Below are 16,883 nucleotides of genomic sequence, written 5' to 3' on the forward strand. Positions count from 1 at the left end.
AGTTGTAGGATTAATAAATACTTGCTTAGCACCTAAAAATCTTGCTGTATCATTATATACTGGGTCAATATTAATTACTTTTATTTTTCCATCTTTAACTAATGCTTGTAATTTTTCTAAATAAGGGTAAGTTTCATGTAATGGCACACCCCAAGCAATTTGATTTGTATTAATCATATCATTTGACCATAAAACAACCACTTTTGAATGCTCTAATACATTGTCCCAAGAAGTTTGCTTAGCACTTGATTCATCAACACCACTAATATAAGGAGTAATTGCACGAATACAATGAGTTGAGTATGTAAGAGTTCTAGTAGTACAACCACCAGCTATATTTAACATTCTTCCAAGTAAGCTTTGTGGGTTATTAACGCTTCCAACGCAAAACCAACCATAACTACCGCCATAAACAGCATTAGAGCCATATTTTTCATAAACTCTTTTAAGCTCATTGGCTACTAATTCATAAGCTTTTTCCCAAGTAATCTCAACAAATTCTTCTTTACCCCTTAAGTTTTTAGGAGCTTTTTCAAATCCTTTTTCTAAAACACTTTTTCTAACGCTTGGGTTTTTAATTCTATCTTGTGAATATACTCTATTTACTACACCATTCATAAGAGTTGTTGGTTTAAAATCCCCATTAAAAGCTTTAAATCCTTCAACTTTGCTACTTCTAATAATTGGATGATAAGCTCCAAAATGTGAAGCACTAATTAAGCTTTCATCTATTTTAGGAATAGCGTTTTCACCAATAAAATCAACAGCACCTAAACTTGACGCACTAGCTGCTACTCCTGCTGCACCTTTTAAAAAGCTTCTACGAGATAACTTTTCCATAAATTCTCCTTAAAAATTTAAATAAAACTTAATTTTATAAGTTAGATAAAATTATAATAAAATAATTTAAGAATTAAGTAAATGGAATAATATTATAAGGCTATATATAAAGTTATTATAATAATATGAACTAACACAAAAAATAATATTTTTTTAAAAATGGAATTTAAAATATAATTTTAAATTCCAAAGTAAAAACACTAAAATACAAGATTAAATAAAGCTAAAATTATAAGTATTAATACAAAACCTATAACACCTATTAAAGTTTCTAATATAGTCCAAGTTTTAAGAGTTGTTTTTTCATCTAAACCAAATAAGCCTTTTACAAGCCAAAATCCAGAATCATTAAAATGAGAGCAAACAACACTACCACAAGCTATTGCTAAAACGATAGCAACTTTATCAAATTCTGCAATTGATGTATTTGCTGCAATAATCGGTGCCATTAAACCAGCTGTTGTAGTAAGTGCAACAGTAGCTGAACCTTGAGCAATTCTAATAATTGCTGCTATTATAAAACCAGCTAAAATAACAGGAACGCCTAAATTAGCTAAAGTTCCAGCCAACGCATCACCTATTCCACTAGCTCTTAAAACACCGCCAAACATACCACCTGCACCAGTTACAAGCACTACAGAACAAATTGCAGGAAGAGCTTTTTCACAATATTTTTCAAGATTTTTAGCACCTAAGCTCTTATTAAATACAATAATACAAATTATTAAAGTAATCATAAGAGCGATTGGAGTTTGACCTATTAGATTTAAAACATTAAAACATATATCATTTTTTGCGATTATTTCTAATTTTTGCATAGATGAGATAATTGCACTTATAAAAATCAATACTACAGGGGTTAATAATATAAATAATACGGTTAGGAATTTAGGTTTATGTTTAATTTCTATTTTTTCATCTTCAAATAAATCTGGTGCTTTAAAATACATTTTTTTACCAGAATAAAGCCCAAATAAATACGAGCTAAAATACCAAGTAGGAAGACCAATAATAAGTCCTAATATTAAAACCCAACCAACATTAGCGTCTATTGTAGCTGCTGCTGCAACTGGACCTGGGTGTGGTGGTAAGAAAACATGCATTACAGAAAATGCACCAACTGAAGGAAGTGCATAAGTTAAAACAGAACCTTTTAATTTATGAGCTACGCTTAATATAACAGGTAACATTACAATTAACCCTGCATCAAAAAATATAGGGAAAGCAAAAATCAATGAAGCTAAACCTAGTGCAAATGGAGCTCTTTGCACCCCAAAAAACTCAATTAAAGTATCAGCTAAAACTTGAGCTCCACCAGAAACTTCTAAAATTTTACCTATCATAGCACCAATACCAACTAATAAAGCAACACTTGCTAAAGTTGAACCAAAACCACCAAGCATTACTCCTAAAATTTTATCAAGCGGCGTATTAGCTGCTAAAGAAGTTAAAAAACTTATTATTATTAATGATATGAAAGCGTGAATTTTTAATTTCATAATCATAAATAATAATAAAACAACCGCAACTGCGGCAACACATAATAAGTAAGAAGCACTAAGCTCTTGCATTATTTCTCCTTTTATTTGAATTTATGTAATATTAAGAAAAATAGGTTAAAAATAGCAAGATTTTTATAAAAAAGGATAATTAATGAAACATTATAATATTGTTGTAATGGGAGTTTGCGGTTGTGGCAAAAGCACAATAGGTGCTATGATTGCAAATAGTTTAGGAGCAAGTTTTATAGATGGAGATGATTTACACCCAAGAGCAAATATAGAAAAAATGCAAAGTGGAAATCCATTAAATGATTTAGATAGAGAACCTTGGCTTGAAAGAATTGCTGATGTATTTTACTCAATTTCAAGAAGAAACCGCTCTTGTGTCATAGCTTGTTCTGCATTAAAAAAACAATATAGAGATAAAATAAGACAATCTGGTAAAATTATCTTCATTCATTTACACGGCTCAAAAGAATTAATAATGCAAAGAATGAGTAAAAGAAGCGGTCATTATATGAAAGAAAATATGATTGATTCTCAATTTTCAACATTGGAATTTCCACACAATGAAGACTTGGTAATAAATATTGATATTACTCCACCTATTGGAGAAATTGTTGAAGATGCACTAATAAAACTAGACCAACTTTAATAGTTTTGCATTTCTTCAAAAATCAACATTATCTCTTCTTGCGTTAAAATACCTAAGTGATAATAAAAAGTTTCATCATTGAAATTAACTTCTTTAAATTTCTTTCCAATTTCTGATTTTGGTTTGAAATTTACCCCATCTTTTGTATAAAAAAATTGTATCGGTATTAAAGAAATTGGGAATTTATTCAATAATTCAGGATTGTCAAAAATATCAATATTTAAAATTTTTACATTCAAATTACCTAGTTCATTATAAACTGATTTTAAAATTGGCTGAAATTGATTGCAAGATGAATTACTAGTATTACAAAAATTTAACAATATATTTGAATTATAATTTTTAATAATACTATTATCTATATAAGTTAATTCAAAACCATCTGTTTTTGTATAACTACCTTCGTTGTAATAATAATACCAAATGCCAAAAGCAGCTATTAATATAGCAAAAAACACTTTTGTCTTCATTTTAAAAACCTTTAAATTTAATAAAGGTATTTTAAAATATTTCTTTTAATCCCTAACAATTAGGGATTAAAAATATTATTTAGATTTAAAACTTAAAGTAGCAGTAAGCTGTAAAGTATCTCCGTATCTATCAAGATTATAAGGCAATTTTATACCAGCTGCAATAATTTGCAAGCCATCTTGAGGTTTGCTAAGAGTTAAAGTTGCAATACCTTTGTCATCGGTTGTAATATCATCTATATCATCATTTTGGTCTTCAAATTCAACCCCACTAATAGGTTTTCCATCTAACAATACTTGAACTTTTAATTTATCACCTACTTTTTTGTCTAGTGGATTTTCTAATGGAATTATTTCAAACTTTAATCCTAAAGGCTTACTTGATGCTTCGTCCCAAGCGAATATACTTTTACCCATTTTAAATATTTTTCTAGTTTGGGTTACTTCATTTGCACCTGTAATGTCGGTAATTTCATTTCTAGCTTGAGAATAATGTTTGCCATCTTTTGTAAAAGTGTAATAACCAAAATCATAATTTACACTAGCTACTGATGGATTACCTTCTATAAAGATTTTATTATTTAAATAATCATATCCAGCTTTAAGCTTTTTACCCTTAGAATCTTTTGCACTTACACCAAATATTCTATCGCTTTGAAATTGACCCCAGTGATCATCAGCCCAAAATCCAACCTTATAACCATCATCTGTTTTTATTGGAAAAAATTGATGAGCAAATGCAGAACTTGCAACAAAAATACTAGCTAATGTAATTTTACTTAACTTCATAACATATCCTTTTTTTTAAATTAATTTGATATTGATTATTATATGAATTATTTATTAATTTTTTCTTAATTTGATAATAATTTTAATTTTCTTTAATAAATATATTTTTTACAAATAAAAAAGGATTTTAAATAAGATAAATATTATCTTTTTTTTGATATATTTTTAATACAAATTTTAAAATTAAGGAGAAAAGATGTTTAAATTAAGAACATTAAATTATGCAACAAATGCGTTTTCAGGCTTTTTAACTGAAGAAACTTTCAACTATCACTATGGTAAACACCATCAAACTTATGTTAATAATCTTAACAATTTGATTGCTGGAACAGAATTTGAAAAAAAAGATTTAGTTGATATTATCTTAACTTCTAAAGAAGGTATTTTTAACAATGCTGCACAAGTTTATAATCACGATTTTTATTTTGACTGCATTAGTCCAAAAGAAAGCAAAATGAGTGCTGAATTAGAAAAAGCAATTAATGAAGCTTTTGGAACCTGTTCAAACTTTAAAGATGAATTTATAAAAGGTGCTACAGGCTTATTTGGTAGTGGATGGTTTTGGCTTGTGTATAATACTACAAGTAAAAAACTTGAATTAGTAAAAACAAGCAATGCAGCAACTCCAATTACTGATAAATTAATTCCTTTATTAGTTGTTGATGTTTGGGAACACGCTTATTATATTGACCACAGAAATGCAAGAGCAGCTTACCTTGAAGGTTTTTATAAGCATATTAATTGGGAATTTGTATCAAGTGCTTACGAATGGGCTTTAAAAGAAGGATTTAATTCTGTTAAATTCTATGCAAATGAATTGCATAAATAATTCTTAGCCTACTTTTGTAGGCTTATCTTTTATATACTTGAATGTTAAATTGTGCTTTTATCAAATTCTTATCAGATTTTAAAACTATTGGGAAATGAACTCGTAAAATATTTGGAAAATTATCTAAAGAATCTATGAAATCATAAAAAATAGTTGGACTTGTTATTTTTGTGCTTACTGATAACTGATAGCTTACATAATCTTCGCTAAAATCTAAATTCTTATCTAAATTCACTTCATCAAAAAAAGTCTTGCAATGATTTTTAAATTTTTCAATATCAAATTCATTATGAATTTTTGCTAAATTGGTTTTATTCTCTGATAAATAATCATTTAATTGTCTTTCAATACTTTCATTTTTTGCTTTATTTTGCTGAAATTTTGAATTTGAAGAGCTTAAAACTTCATTTGCAACTTTTAATTTATTTACACTTGGAATTATAAGCAAAGCACTAAGAGTAAAAATAGTAATCAAAAATATACTCAACCATAATAGCAACTTTACTATATCAATTTTACTCATACTATTATCTTTATTCATTAAAACCCTCAGAATTTTCAATAGTGTTAATGCTTACAAAGTTATACCAACCAGAATTTAATTGTATAAAATTAGTTTTTGATGTTTCAAAAATACTTTGAAGCGGTGTTTGCAATAAATTATTATAAATTTCTTTTGTTGGAGTAATTCCTTTAATCAATAAGCTTTTTTGCTCCATTAGAACTTCATTTAAAACTATACTATCAGGAACTAAGTCAAATAAATTTTTTATACTCTTTTTTAAATTTATATTAGAAGCTTGTATATCACTTACTAAAGCTATATATTCTTTATTTAAAATAATTTCATTCCTATTTTTTCCTATTAATTCTATCATTTTATCACTATTTTCTTTGGCTTGTTGTGCGTCGCTATATGCTAATTCTTGTTTTATTTTTATAAATACAGCAAAAAATATAATTACAAAAATAATGAAGATTAAAAAATAAAAGCATAATTTATTAAATTTATTTAATATAGGTTTTTGTTCAGCATTTTTAAGACTATATATCAATTTTTGCTCCTAAATCATTACTGCTTAATTTTAACATTTCCTTAAATATATCAATTGTATATACAATAGGCTTTATTAATAATTCACTTTCAATATAAGAATGCATAGCTTTAGAGCTTTTTTCGTGTTCAAATATAATAATATTATTAATAAAATCACTATCATAAATATTGTTATTATAAAATTCTTTAATCGCACTATTTATATATTCAAATATTTGCATATCCAAGCTAAATGATTGTAAATTTTCATTCAAATCAGAATTTAAATCAGCTCCTAAATCAAAATTATCATCAACCTTTACATTATCAAATTCATCAAAATCAAGTTCTTCTAATGTATCGTTATTGCTATCTAATTCAATTTCTTCTTCTAATTCTAAAGTTTGATGGTCTTCTTCGTTATCTTTGTTAATTTTAAGCTCAAAATAACTACCAAATTTAAATTTTTTACCATCATAAATCATTAAAGTAATGAATTCTCCGTATTTTAACACAAATAAACTTATGCCATCAAATACAAAACCATCTGATTTTTTATCTTGAATTAGCTTAAACAATATGCTAAAAGGAGAATAAATTAAATCCACTTGCAATTCATCAAAAACAATATCAGCATTAATTAATTCAGTTTTTGCCGCATACAAAAACGAGTTATCAAAGATTTTTAAACTAACAGCACTGCTATCAACACCAAATTTTTGTAAATCTGTTTTATTAATTGTCGGCACCATTCCTTGACCGATACTAGTAAATAAAAGTGAAACATAAGTAAAATAATGATTATCAATTAAGGTTTTTATATATTTTAGTAATTTATTTTTATCTTCTTCAATAAAAGTTCTTTGATGAATTTTAATAATTTTTTCATTTTTAACAGAATAAGCTTCTATACTACAACTTTTATCCTTAATTACTAAATTAATAAAAATAGTTGATAGGTATTTTCTTATATTAAACATAAAAACCTTCTTCATTTAATTTAAGCTCTAGTTTATTAAATTCCTTATTTATTAAATTAACAGAATTTTCTTCATCTAATAATATCGGTTTTGAAATAATATAAGCAATGGTAGAAAATGGCTTAGCTAAAATCATCTTATCCCAACTTTTAGCCCTATAAAATCTACTTGCAGCATTATCAAAAATAATCGTAGGAATTTTATATTTTAAAGCTATTTTATAAGAACCTGCTGAAATACTATGATAAGGTCCTCTAGGTCCATCAGGAGTAATATATACATCATGACCTTGCCCTAAAAGACTTTTAATTTCAAGCAATGCTTTAACTGGAGAATCATAAGTGCTACCCCTAACAGCATTTATATTAAAGTATTTCATAACACTAGCAATTAATTCTCCATCTTTGTGATTACTTATTAATACATAAGGCTTTTTTTTATAACCATTTTTCTTCATATAAGCAAAAATAAAAGCCATCATAGTAAGTTTTCCATGCCAAAAAAGTACTATGCAAGGCTCTTTAGGTAAAGTTTTTTCTCCATAAAATCTTTTTTTACAAGTTAAATAAATAATATTTAAAAGTATAAATATTATAAAAGCTAAAATTTTAACTTTGTATTTCGCCATAAAGGGTTGTCCTAGAAGTCTTTGTAATCTTTACATCAACCATTTTTCCAAGCAATTCTTCGCTACCATTTACAACTATTAAGAAATTATTATCACTTCTTCCTGCTATAGTTTGATTTTCTCTTAATTCTTCAAAATATACTTTATAAGTTTTATTTAATTGTGCTGCACTAATCTCATCTAAAATTTCATTGTATAAACTTTGTAATTTAGTTAGCCTTGCACTTGCTATATTTTCAGGAATTTGATTTGGCATTGTTGCTGCAGGTGTTAGTGGTCTTTTAGAATACTTAAATGAAAAAATTTGCTCAAATCTAATTTTTCTCATTACATCAAGTGTTAATTCAAAATCTTCATCGCTCTCACCAGGAAATGCCACGATAATATCTGTTGATATACTAGCACTTGGAACTAATTCTCTCAATTTTAAAGCCCTATTTATAAACCATTCTCTAGTATAGCCACGCTTCATAGCTTTTAAAATACTTGTGCTACCACTTTGTAAAGGCATATGCATACTTTTACAAATTTTAGGATTTTTTGCAAAAGTTTCTAAAAACTTATCATCCATATGAAGTGGGTGTGGGCTAGTAAATCTAATCCTTTCAAGCCCATCAACCTCGCTAATCTCATTTAAAAGGTCTGAAAAATCCATTTTAGGATGGTTACTTGAAAATCTTTTACCATAATTATTTACATTTTGTCCTAGCAAAAATACTTCACTAGCTCCGTTGCTTACGGCTTTTTTTACTTCATTTAAAATAATATTTTTTGGAATACTTAGCTCATCTCCACGAGTGTGTGGGACGATACAATAAGCACAATGCTTATCACAACCTATCATAATATTTACATAGCTTTTATAAATACTATTTCTAAAATCAGCAAAAGCAAAATCGCTTTCATCGTAATTTATATCATTACTTATAAATTTTGGAGTTTTAATTGCTTCTGTTATACGGCTAATATTTCTTGCACCTAACACAAAATCAACTTGTGGAGCACGCTTAAAAATCTCGCTACCTAAATGTGAAGCCGTGCAACCACAAACGCCTATTTTTGCTCCTTCTTTTTTCTCTTTTAAAAAACCACCTACTTCACTAAAAAGCTTATGGACTGGTTTTTCACGCACACTACAAGTATTTATTAATATTAAATCAGCTTCTTTTTTATCTGTAGTTACTTCATAACCTTCTTTAGTGGTAAGCTCTGCAATCATACGCTCACTATCGCGAACATTCATTGCACAGCCTAAAGTTTCTATATATAATTTTTTACTCAAAGTATATGTACCTCATAAATAAATTCATCTTCTACTAAACCATATTTAACCGTATTTACATATACCTTAAAATTATTTAATTTTTCAACTAATTTTGTAATATCTTCACTAGAATTTGAATGGTCTAAAAATATAACCTTTTTTTCTTCAAGTATTTTTATAACTTCTTCAATAGTAACTTCTTTTGGTTTTGAATTTAAAGTTTGTTTTGCTAATTTAAATTTCATCTCATATCCTTTTTTAAATTAAAAAAATAAAATAATAACAAAAAGTTCTTTCATTAAACTTATTAAAAGTTATTTTTTATATAATAATAGTCTTCAAACTTCAATTAAAGGTAAAATCTTGGAAAGAATAGTAGATATAATAGAATCAATTGCGAATGAGAAATCATTGCCAATAGAAGAAGTAAGTGAGCGTGTAGTAAAAGCTATTACAAATACTGCTAAAAGACTTTTTGGTGATGATAAAGAATTTAGTGTAGATGTTAAAAAAACTCTTTGTGTATATCAAAATCTAGTAGTTGTTGCAAATAATGATGAATTAGCTAATAATGAAAGTAAATATATTAGCCTTGATAAAGCAAAATTAGAATCAAGTGAAGTAGAAATCGGAGATACTTTAAAATATGAAATATCTTTTGCAAATCTTGATAGAACTGCAATAAATTGGCTTTATAAAGAATTAGAATATAATGTGCAAAGACTTGTAGAAGAAAAATTATTTGAAAAATACCAAAGTATGGTTGATAGATTAATTTTTGGAACGGTAGTATTTGTTGATAATGATGAAAATACTTTCATAGAATTTGATGAAATTAGAGCAGTATTACCTAGAAAAAATCGTATAAAAGGCGAAAAATTTAAAGTTGGTGATGTATTAAAAGCAGTTATTAGAAAAGTTAGTGTTGATAAAAAATTAGGCTTAAAGGTTGAAATTTCAAGAACTTCTCCTAAATTTTTAAATGCACTTTTAATGCTTGAAGTTCCAGAGATTAAAGATGGTGCTATAGAAATTATTAATTGCGCTAGAATTCCTGGCGAAAGAGCTAAAGTTTTATTAAAAGCTAACTCAATCAATATTGACGCTGTAGGTGCTAGCGTTGGAACAAAAGGTGTTAGAATTAATGCTATTAGTAAAGAATTAAATGGCGAAAATATAGATTGTATAGAGTATTCTAACGAACAAGCTATTGTAGTTTCTCGTGCTTTAGCACCTGCAATTATTAATTCAGTTACAATTGATAATGACATAGCTAAGGTTGTAATAAATCACGACCAAAAAAGTAAAGCTATAGGTAAGCAAGGAATTAATATTAGATTATGCAATATGCTAACAGGGCTTAATATTGAATTAATTGAAGTTGGCACTGAAGCAGAAAATCATATAAGCTCAGAAGAAGCAAAAGCAAATCTTGAAAATCTATTTAAAAATATATGATTGATTTAAGCAAAAACGAAAATACTTGTAATACTTTAGATATTAAAGAAATAATTAATAGTATTGAATTTAATAAGTATTCTTTTGATAAAAATTATAAATTATTAGATGAATTAGCTAATTTTTATAATTTAAAAAGTGATAATATTGTTCTAGGTAATGGCTCAAGTAATGTTATTTATATGAGCCTTTTAGCATTTTATAAATATTCAAATTCCAATGTTCATTTAATATCACCATTACCTACTTTTGACTTAACACTTTATTATGCTAAAAATATAGGTTATAGTATTGATGGGTTTTACTTAGATAGTGAGTTTAATTTTGATATAAATAAAATAAAAATAATCCCAAATAAAATAAATATAATCTATCTTGTAAATCCAAACAATCCAACAGGCCTAATGCTAAGCAAGAAAGATTTAAATGAATTAAACTCAATTTGTAAAGATAATGTATATATGCTTTTAGATGAGGCTTATTGTGAATTTGCTGATGATTTTTATAGTTTAGAATTTGCAAAAAATCCAAATATTTTACATATTAGAACATTTTCTAAAATGTATTCATTAGCAGGTTTAAGAGTTGGATATGGGATAGCTCACACTAGATTAATATCAATTTTAAAAGATTTTTTTAGTCCTGATGCTATTAATGCTTTTGCTTTAGAGTGTGCGATTTTTACCCTAAAACAAAAAGACTTTGCAAAAACTACAAGAAAAATTATTAACGATAATAAAGCTTTATTAGAAAATGAATTTGAAACTTTAAATATAAAATATTTTAAATCTCATACTAACTTTATTTTACACGAAATTAAAAGCACAAAATATGCTGATTTTATGAAAGAATGCGAGATAATAGTTGGAAGACCTATAGATAATTATCCTTTATTAAATAGAATTAGCATAGGAAATATTAAACAATTAAAAGAATTTATAAAAGCGTTAAGGCTAGCTAAAAATCATAATTTAGTTTGAGTTTTAAGCTCAAACCTTATTTATCTTTAAAATAATTATCCAGTATTTCACAAATACAATGTATTGTGAAAATATGAATTTCTTGTATTCTTGGCGTATCCTTACTAGGTGCTTTTAGGGCAAAATACGGACTATTTTCTAATTTTTCACTAGCTAATAAAACGCATTTGCAACCAATTTTTCTAGCTTCTTCAAGTGCTAAAATAACATTTTTACTAGTCCCGCTAGTGCTTATACCAAACACTATATCTTCACTTTTAGCAATAGCATTTACTTGCCTACTAAACACATATTCATAGCCATAATCATTACCGATTGCAGTTAGTGCTGAAGTATCTGTGCTAAGTGCAATAGCACTAAGACCATTACGCTCACATTTATATCTTCCACTAAGTTCGGCTGCAAAATGTTGAGCATCTGCAGCACTACCACCATTGCCAAAAATCAATAATTTTTTACCATTTTCCAAAGCTTTTTTTATAATATCAGCTACTTGAATAATATCTTTTAAATACTCTTCATTAATATTATCATAAGCTCTTTTGTGCTCGTTTAACTCATTTTTTAATTTATTTAACATATAACTCCTTTATTTTTTCTATAATATTTGTGGTTGAATATCCTGTTTTAAATTCTATTAATTTTACTTCTTTTGCATATGATGAGCCAACAACTTCTTTTCCTTCATAATCAGCACCTTTTACCAATATATCAGGCTCTAAAGTTTTAATTAAATTAATTGGTGTATCTTCACTAAATTCACAAACATAATCTACAAATTCTAAAGCACACATCATAGCTTTTCTAGTCATTATATTATTAATTGGTCTATTTTCACCTTTTAATCTCTTAATACTTTCATCAGAATTTAAACCAACAACTAAAATATCTCCTAACTCCTTAGCTGCTCTTAAATAACTAAGATGCCCGTAATGCAAAATATCAAAACAGCCATTGGTAAAAACTATTTTTTTACCTTTACTAAGTTGTTTAATCTCATCTATATTTTTAAATTTATAAAATTCATTATCAAAATTTATAATCTCATCAAGCCCTACGCTAACAGCCCCTATCTTACCTACAACAATAGCAGCAGCTTTATTAGCTAAATCTATACTTTTACTAATATTAAAATCATTCGCTAAGAAAAATGATAATGATGAAATCACGCTATCTCCAGCACCGGTTACATCAAAAACTTCTTTAGCTAAAGCATAATGGCGATTTAATTTATTATCATAAACAGCAGCAATTCCATTGCTACCTAAAGTAATTAATGGTATTTTTAAATCCAATTCTTTTTGTAATTTTTCTAATGATTTTAATAATATACCATCATCATATTCATTAAAATTACCTAAAAATTCACAAGCTTCTTTGTAATTAGGTGTTATTAAATCTATGCCTTTAAACTTATAAAAATCTTTCTTAGGGTCTGCTAGGCTTAAAGTATTGCTATCTTTTGCAAATTTAATTATTTTTTGTGCTAAATAAGGACTAACAACTCCTTTATCATAATCGCTAAAAATAATTACATCATATTTATCATTGCGTATTTTATCAAATAATTCATCAGCTAATTTATCGCTAATTTGCTCTGTACTTTCTATATCTATTCTAACTATTTGCTGATTTGAGCCAAAAATACGAGTTTTTGTAGAAGTTTTTCTATCTTTTTGCTTAATTATATGGCAAGTTATATTTTGTTTTTGCAATTCACTTTCAATAAATTTAGCACTATCATCATCTCCAATAACACTTAAAATACTAACATTTGCACCTAATTTTGCAAGATTATTAGCAACATTTGCCATACCACCTAAGACTTTTTTCTCACTTTTAGGAGTGATTACTGGAACTGGTGCTTCTGGACTAATTCTAGTGCAATTTGCGAAAACATAAATATCGTGTATTAAATCTCCAATTACTAAAGCTTTAATATTTTTCATTCATAGTCCTTTTTTATATCTAATAAATTATTCACTTTTTTACAATATTCAAATTCTTTTAAATCTTCATTAAACAAATAACGATTATTAATATTTGCATTTATAGCCACTTGCATATCACTTACTTTATCACCTATAAAAATTGAATTAAATAAATCTAAATTAAATTCTTTAGCTGCTTGTAAAATAAGACCAGCTTTTGGTTTTCTACATTCACAATTATCACTAGGTATATGCAAACAAGAATAAATTTTACTTATATTAATTTTATGATTTTTAAACTCATTTAAAATAGCTTCATTAAAAATATCCATTTGCTCTTTTGTAAAATACCCACGCCCTACTCCGCTTTGATTTGTAATTATAAAAATCAAATAATCTTTATCTTGAAAGAATTTAACTATCTCAAAAATATTAGGCATAAATACTAATTTTTCTAATTCATAAACATAAGAAAAATCCTTATTAATTACTCCATCTCTATCTAAAAATAAAGCCTTTTTCATATTTTTTAATTCCATTTTTCTTTGTTCTAAAATAATTGCATCATTTAATGCTTCTTCACTATCATTTAATTCTAAAAAGCCATTATTTTCGGTAAATTGTTTATTTTTAAAACCCCAAATAAAAGCAATGATTACTATAAAAGCTAACAATATTGATACCCCTATCATTAGCATTAAAACATTTTCCATATTTATCCTTTTTGATTATTTTAATAAATATCATAAAACTATTAGGAATTTAATTTGGAAAATAAAATATAAAAATATCTATTAAAATATTCAACGAGTAATTAGCTAATATAAAAATATTAGCTAATTTAAAATTAATTTCTAACTTTATCTAATACACCATTAATAAGTTTAGGTGCATTATCACTTGCATATTCTTTAGCTAATTCAATAGCTTCATTTATAACAACAGCTTTATCTGTTTTTGTAAAAAGCAATTCATAAACACCAAGTCTTAAAATAGCTTTTTCCATACCACCTAAATTACTAACTTCATTGCTTTCTAAAATACCTTTTAAACACTCATCTATTTTTAATAGATTTGCTTGAACGCCGTTAAATAATTCTAAAGCCCATTCACGAATAGCATTTCTTATTTTATGCTCTTCTAAATAATCATTTACATGCTCACTATTTTGAACATAATCAAATGAATACAATAAACTTACAACCGTTTTTCTAGCTTGATGTCTAGTTGCCATTTTGAACTCTTTGTAAATTTAGCATTTCAATAGTAGTTACCATAGCTTCATAACCTTTATTGCCACTTTTAATTCCTGCTCTATCCATAGCTTGCTCTGTAGTGTTTGTTGTAAGAACACCAAAACTAATTGGAGTATCATTTGCTAAAGTTATAGCTGCAACACCTTTAGTGCATTCTGCTGATACATAATCAAAATGTGGGGTATCTCCACGAATAACAGCACCTAAAACCACTATTCCATCATAATTTTTCTTCACTGCTTGTTTTAAAGCATAAGGTAATTCAAAAGCACCAGGAACTAAAATTAAATCTAAATTCTTTTCATTTCCACCAAAACGAACAAAAGCATCTTTAGCACCTTCAACTAATTTATCAGTTATAAAACTATTAAATCTAGCATTTATTATGGCAAATTTCTCATTACCATTTAATTTTAATTGTCCTTCAATAATATTCATACTTATTCCTTATTTAATATTTTCAATAATAAATTAATTTTCTCTTCTAATTTGCTAGTAGCTACCATATTAGGTCCATCGCATAAAGCTTCACACGGATTAAAATGTGTTTCAAAGAAAAATCCATCAACGCCAACTCCAGCAGCAGCTCTTGCTAAAGGCAATACAAAAGAGCTATCTCCACCACTCTTACCACCTGCTGCTCCAGGCATTTGAACGCTATGTGTAGCATCAAATATAACAGGTGCGAAATTTCTCATAATTTTAAGAGATCTCATATCAACAACTAAATTCCCATATCCAAGACTAGTTCCACGCTCAACCGCTAAAACACCAGCTTCTCTTGCCATTTGATGAGCTTTTGAAAAATCTTCATCTTTTAAATCTTTAAATGATAATTCTCCAATATCAGAGCAAGCAAAAAAACTTTCATCATTAGTTTTATAATCATACCCTCTAGTCTGTGCTACTTTTGCTACGCTATATTTCATATCACTTGGGTTTAAAAATTGACCTTTTTTGATATTTATAATAGCTTTAGTTTTAGCAGCTGCAACTAATAAATCAGTTTGTCTGCATAAAAAAGCTGGAATTTGAAGAGTATCAACAACTTGAGCTGCAATTTCAGCTTGATAACTCTCGTGAATATCTGTAATTATTTTATATCCAAATTTAGATTTTATATCAGCTAAAATCTGCAAACCTTTTTCAAGTCCAGGTCCTCTAAAACTATCTAAACTTGTGCGATTTGCTTTATCAAAACTTGATTTAAAATAAAAATCAATTTGTGGATGTTTTGCAATTTTTTCTAATCTTTTTGCAACTTCTGTAACAATTTCAGGACTTTCTATAACGCAAGGTCCTGCAAATAATATTATTTTTCTCATTTTTTATTATCCTTACTTAAACTTATTCCTATACCACCTATTAAAACGCAGATTATACCTGTTAAAACTACAAAACTTGGTAAATCATCTCCTAAAAGTATTCCTAAAAATAAAGTAAATACAACATCAATATATCCAACTCCAGCTACAACCCCAGCCTTTTTAGCTGCTTTATAGGCTTTTGTTACATATATTTGGTATAGAATCGATAAAGAGCCCATTAAAATAATTAAAGTCCATATTTTATATCCAACAGGCATTACAAATGTAGCAAAAGCAAAATCAAAATGCCTAATAATACTCTCATTTAAATACTCTCCGCCTAGCATAGATAATATAGGTAAAATTGTTCCTAGTATAAAAAAACTTGATGCTATAACTTCAGTATTGTAAAACTTTCCTAATTCCCTAGCACTTGTTAAAGCAAGTGCTGCTGTTAAACCACTTAAAACACCTAAAATTGAGTTTTTAATATCAAAACCACTATGTAAATGTTCAGGTGCAAATGGTTGAATTATCAGCATTACACCACCAAAAGCTAATAATAAATATAAAATACTTTTAAATCCTAACTGCTCTTTAAAAAACAAAAATGCAATTAATGCTACAAAAAGTGGATTTGTTTTTTGAAAAGCAAAAGCACCGCCTAAAGAAATATTAGCGACATTATAAAAGAAAAAATATAAAGAAATAGTTCCTATTAAACCACGAAAAAACAATAAAGAGAATTTACCACCTGATTTTTTGTGTGGAATTTTATAAATCAAATAAGCTATAAAAATAACTCCAATAACATTTCTAAAAAACATTATTTCTACACTAGGCATAGTATTTGCAAGTAGTTTTGCACAGCACCCCATGAGTGCAAATGCAAAACTAGCAATAACCATAAAATATATTCCTAGATTTTTTTTAATTAACCTTTTTAAACTAAGCATAA

Annotated in this window: 21 protein-coding genes and 1 pseudogene; 4 read left to right on the forward strand and 18 right to left on the reverse strand. The window is 27.0% G+C overall.

Annotated elements, in window-relative coordinates; all coding sequences use genetic code 11:
- Both AVBRAN12647_RS07180 and AVBRAN12647_RS07185 read right to left on the reverse strand, forming a co-directional pair.
- The coding region (locus AVBRAN12647_RS07180; RefSeq protein WP_336614928.1) for a molybdopterin-dependent oxidoreductase at nt 1-840 on the reverse strand (840 nt) is incomplete at its 3' end.
- A gap of 200 nt (nt 841-1,040) precedes the next feature.
- Nucleotides 1,041-2,411: a GntP family permease gene (locus AVBRAN12647_RS07185; protein ID WP_336607518.1), complete on the reverse strand. Its 1,371-nt coding sequence runs from the start codon at nt 2,409-2,411 to the stop codon at nt 1,041-1,043.
- 82 nt (nt 2,412-2,493) lie between these two features.
- Between AVBRAN12647_RS07185 and AVBRAN12647_RS07190 the strand changes: the two genes are divergently transcribed.
- Entirely contained in the window at nt 2,494-2,997 is a 504-nt protein-coding gene (locus AVBRAN12647_RS07190; protein ID WP_336608865.1) for a gluconokinase, read from the forward strand.
- On the opposite strand, the gene AVBRAN12647_RS07195 is transcribed toward AVBRAN12647_RS07190, so the two are convergent.
- Together AVBRAN12647_RS07195 and AVBRAN12647_RS07200 are read right to left on the reverse strand one after the other, a co-directional pair.
- On the reverse strand, nt 2,994-3,467 hold the full coding sequence (locus tag AVBRAN12647_RS07195; RefSeq protein WP_214118571.1) for a thioredoxin family protein: 474 nt from the start codon (nt 3,465-3,467) through the stop codon (nt 2,994-2,996). The genes AVBRAN12647_RS07190 and AVBRAN12647_RS07195 overlap by 4 nt on opposite strands.
- Nucleotides 3,468-3,542: 75 nt before the next feature.
- A complete protein-coding gene (locus tag AVBRAN12647_RS07200) occupies nt 3,543-4,256 on the reverse strand; it encodes a DUF4198 domain-containing protein (protein ID WP_336614929.1) in 714 nt (237 codons plus the stop codon).
- 196 nt (nt 4,257-4,452) lie between these two features.
- Here AVBRAN12647_RS07200 and AVBRAN12647_RS07205 point away from each other — a divergent pair, with 196 nt between their 5' ends.
- The gene (locus AVBRAN12647_RS07205) at nt 4,453-5,085 is read left to right on the forward strand and encodes a superoxide dismutase (protein ID WP_214118567.1); all 633 of its coding nucleotides are present in this window, start codon (nt 4,453-4,455) and stop codon (nt 5,083-5,085) included.
- Nucleotides 5,086-5,107: 22 nt separating this feature from the next.
- Here the strand turns inward: AVBRAN12647_RS07205 and AVBRAN12647_RS07210 are convergent, their stop codons facing one another.
- The 6 genes from AVBRAN12647_RS07210 to AVBRAN12647_RS07235 are packed head-to-tail and all read right to left on the reverse strand — an operon-like array spanning nt 5,108 to nt 9,238.
- On the reverse strand, nt 5,108-5,626 hold the full coding sequence (locus AVBRAN12647_RS07210; RefSeq protein ID WP_214118565.1) for a hypothetical protein: 519 nt from the start codon (nt 5,624-5,626) through the stop codon (nt 5,108-5,110).
- Nucleotides 5,619-6,140, reverse strand: coding sequence for a hypothetical protein (locus AVBRAN12647_RS07215; protein ID WP_214118563.1), 522 nt, complete (start codon nt 6,138-6,140; stop codon nt 5,619-5,621). The genes AVBRAN12647_RS07210 and AVBRAN12647_RS07215 overlap by 8 nt, the downstream gene beginning before the upstream one ends.
- A complete protein-coding gene (locus AVBRAN12647_RS07220; RefSeq protein ID WP_239803678.1) occupies nt 6,130-7,101 on the reverse strand; it encodes a hypothetical protein in 972 nt (323 codons plus the stop codon). Before AVBRAN12647_RS07220 ends, AVBRAN12647_RS07215 begins: the two co-directional genes overlap by 11 nt.
- Nucleotides 7,094-7,729, reverse strand: coding sequence for a lysophospholipid acyltransferase family protein (locus tag AVBRAN12647_RS07225; RefSeq protein WP_214118560.1), 636 nt, complete (start codon nt 7,727-7,729; stop codon nt 7,094-7,096). Before AVBRAN12647_RS07225 ends, AVBRAN12647_RS07220 begins: the two co-directional genes overlap by 8 nt.
- Nucleotides 7,710-9,011 (reverse strand): tRNA (N6-isopentenyl adenosine(37)-C2)-methylthiotransferase MiaB, encoded by a 1,302-nt coding sequence (miaB, locus tag AVBRAN12647_RS07230; RefSeq protein ID WP_214120363.1) that lies wholly within the window; start codon nt 9,009-9,011, stop codon nt 7,710-7,712. Before miaB ends, AVBRAN12647_RS07225 begins: the two co-directional genes overlap by 20 nt.
- Nucleotides 9,008-9,238 carry an HP0268 family nuclease gene (locus AVBRAN12647_RS07235; RefSeq protein WP_214118556.1) on the reverse strand — a complete coding sequence of 77 codons (231 nt, stop codon included), beginning with the start codon at nt 9,236-9,238 and terminating at the stop codon, nt 9,008-9,010. Before AVBRAN12647_RS07235 ends, miaB begins: the two co-directional genes overlap by 4 nt.
- A 118-nt stretch (nt 9,239-9,356) precedes the next feature.
- On the opposite strand from AVBRAN12647_RS07235, the gene nusA reads away from it, so the two are divergent.
- Together nusA and AVBRAN12647_RS07245 are read left to right on the forward strand one after the other, a co-directional pair.
- Nucleotides 9,357-10,451: a transcription termination factor NusA gene (gene nusA, locus AVBRAN12647_RS07240; protein WP_214118554.1), complete on the forward strand. Its 1,095-nt coding sequence runs from the start codon at nt 9,357-9,359 to the stop codon at nt 10,449-10,451.
- Complete coding sequence (locus tag AVBRAN12647_RS07245) at nt 10,448-11,431, forward strand: pyridoxal phosphate-dependent aminotransferase (protein ID WP_336614930.1); 984 nt, start codon at nt 10,448-10,450, stop codon at nt 11,429-11,431. Before nusA ends, AVBRAN12647_RS07245 begins: the two co-directional genes overlap by 4 nt.
- A 16-nt stretch (nt 11,432-11,447) precedes the next feature.
- On the opposite strand, the gene AVBRAN12647_RS07250 is transcribed toward AVBRAN12647_RS07245, so the two are convergent.
- From AVBRAN12647_RS07250 to AVBRAN12647_RS07280, 8 genes and pseudogenes are all read right to left on the reverse strand, one after another.
- Nucleotides 11,448-12,011 carry a D-sedoheptulose-7-phosphate isomerase gene (locus AVBRAN12647_RS07250; RefSeq protein ID WP_336614931.1) on the reverse strand — a complete coding sequence of 188 codons (564 nt, stop codon included), beginning with the start codon at nt 12,009-12,011 and terminating at the stop codon, nt 11,448-11,450.
- The gene (gene rfaE2 / locus AVBRAN12647_RS07255) at nt 12,001-13,380 is read right to left on the reverse strand and encodes a D-glycero-beta-D-manno-heptose 1-phosphate adenylyltransferase (RefSeq protein ID WP_214150610.1); all 1,380 of its coding nucleotides are present in this window, start codon (nt 13,378-13,380) and stop codon (nt 12,001-12,003) included. Before rfaE2 ends, AVBRAN12647_RS07250 begins: the two co-directional genes overlap by 11 nt.
- Nucleotides 13,377-13,886, reverse strand: coding sequence for a D-glycero-alpha-D-manno-heptose-1,7-bisphosphate 7-phosphatase (locus AVBRAN12647_RS07260; RefSeq protein ID WP_442862278.1), 510 nt, complete (start codon nt 13,884-13,886; stop codon nt 13,377-13,379). The genes rfaE2 and AVBRAN12647_RS07260 overlap by 4 nt, the downstream gene beginning before the upstream one ends.
- An 81-nt stretch (nt 13,887-13,967) precedes the next feature.
- Nucleotides 13,968-14,075, reverse strand: a pseudogene (gene ccoS, locus AVBRAN12647_RS09740) (cbb3-type cytochrome oxidase assembly protein CcoS); the annotation flags it as partial.
- 134 nt (nt 14,076-14,209) lie between these two features.
- Entirely contained in the window at nt 14,210-14,596 is a 387-nt protein-coding gene (gene nusB, locus AVBRAN12647_RS07265; protein WP_214120575.1) for a transcription antitermination factor NusB, read from the reverse strand.
- Entirely contained in the window at nt 14,586-15,056 is a 471-nt protein-coding gene (gene ribH / locus AVBRAN12647_RS07270; protein ID WP_214118534.1) for a 6,7-dimethyl-8-ribityllumazine synthase, read from the reverse strand. The genes nusB and ribH overlap by 11 nt, the downstream gene beginning before the upstream one ends.
- 2 nt (nt 15,057-15,058) lie before the next feature.
- Entirely contained in the window at nt 15,059-15,943 is an 885-nt protein-coding gene (gene kdsA / locus AVBRAN12647_RS07275; RefSeq protein ID WP_214120573.1) for a 3-deoxy-8-phosphooctulonate synthase, read from the reverse strand.
- A complete protein-coding gene (locus AVBRAN12647_RS07280) occupies nt 15,940-16,881 on the reverse strand; it encodes a DMT family transporter (protein WP_250325870.1) in 942 nt (313 codons plus the stop codon). Before AVBRAN12647_RS07280 ends, kdsA begins: the two co-directional genes overlap by 4 nt.
- Between the last annotated feature and the right edge of the window lie 2 nt (nt 16,882-16,883).

The organism is Campylobacter sp. RM12647 (genome assembly GCF_020138135.1).
GTDB lineage: Bacteria > Campylobacterota > Campylobacteria > Campylobacterales > Campylobacteraceae > Campylobacter_E.

What these genes read in the sequence shown, in the direction of transcription:
- AVBRAN12647_RS07235 (WP_214118556.1), bottom strand. Translation starts at nt 9,238, where the DNA reads ATGAAATTTAAATTAGCAAAACAAACTTTAAATTCAAAACCAAAAGAA.
- AVBRAN12647_RS07245 (WP_336614930.1), top strand. Translation starts at nt 10,448, where the DNA reads ATGATTGATTTAAGCAAAAACGAAAATACTTGTAATACTTTAGATATT.
- AVBRAN12647_RS07195 (WP_214118571.1), bottom strand. Translation starts at nt 3,467, where the DNA reads ATGAAGACAAAAGTGTTTTTTGCTATATTAATAGCTGCTTTTGGCATT.
- AVBRAN12647_RS07200 (WP_336614929.1), bottom strand. Translation starts at nt 4,256, where the DNA reads ATGAAGTTAAGTAAAATTACATTAGCTAGTATTTTTGTTGCAAGTTCT.
- AVBRAN12647_RS07250 (WP_336614931.1), bottom strand. Translation starts at nt 12,011, where the DNA reads ATGTTAAATAAATTAAAAAATGAGTTAAACGAGCACAAAAGAGCTTAT.
- AVBRAN12647_RS07280 (WP_250325870.1), bottom strand. Translation starts at nt 16,881, where the DNA reads ATGCTTAGTTTAAAAAGGTTAATTAAAAAAAATCTAGGAATATATTTT.
- AVBRAN12647_RS07190 (WP_336608865.1), top strand. Translation starts at nt 2,494, where the DNA reads ATGAAACATTATAATATTGTTGTAATGGGAGTTTGCGGTTGTGGCAAA.
- AVBRAN12647_RS07260 (WP_442862278.1), bottom strand. Translation starts at nt 13,886, where the DNA reads ATGAAAAAGGCTTTATTTTTAGATAGAGATGGAGTAATTAATAAGGAT.
- ribH (WP_214118534.1), bottom strand. Translation starts at nt 15,056, where the DNA reads ATGAATATTATTGAAGGACAATTAAAATTAAATGGTAATGAGAAATTT.
- AVBRAN12647_RS07185 (WP_336607518.1), bottom strand. Translation starts at nt 2,411, where the DNA reads ATGCAAGAGCTTAGTGCTTCTTACTTATTATGTGTTGCCGCAGTTGCG.
- nusB (WP_214120575.1), bottom strand. Translation starts at nt 14,596, where the DNA reads ATGGCAACTAGACATCAAGCTAGAAAAACGGTTGTAAGTTTATTGTAT.
- kdsA (WP_214120573.1), bottom strand. Translation starts at nt 15,943, where the DNA reads ATGAGAAAAATAATATTATTTGCAGGACCTTGCGTTATAGAAAGTCCT.
- AVBRAN12647_RS07205 (WP_214118567.1), top strand. Translation starts at nt 4,453, where the DNA reads ATGTTTAAATTAAGAACATTAAATTATGCAACAAATGCGTTTTCAGGC.
- AVBRAN12647_RS07225 (WP_214118560.1), bottom strand. Translation starts at nt 7,729, where the DNA reads ATGGCGAAATACAAAGTTAAAATTTTAGCTTTTATAATATTTATACTT.
- AVBRAN12647_RS07210 (WP_214118565.1), bottom strand. Translation starts at nt 5,626, where the DNA reads ATGAATAAAGATAATAGTATGAGTAAAATTGATATAGTAAAGTTGCTA.
- AVBRAN12647_RS07220 (WP_239803678.1), bottom strand. Translation starts at nt 7,101, where the DNA reads ATGTTTAATATAAGAAAATACCTATCAACTATTTTTATTAATTTAGTA.
- rfaE2 (WP_214150610.1), bottom strand. Translation starts at nt 13,380, where the DNA reads ATGAAAAATATTAAAGCTTTAGTAATTGGAGATTTAATACACGATATT.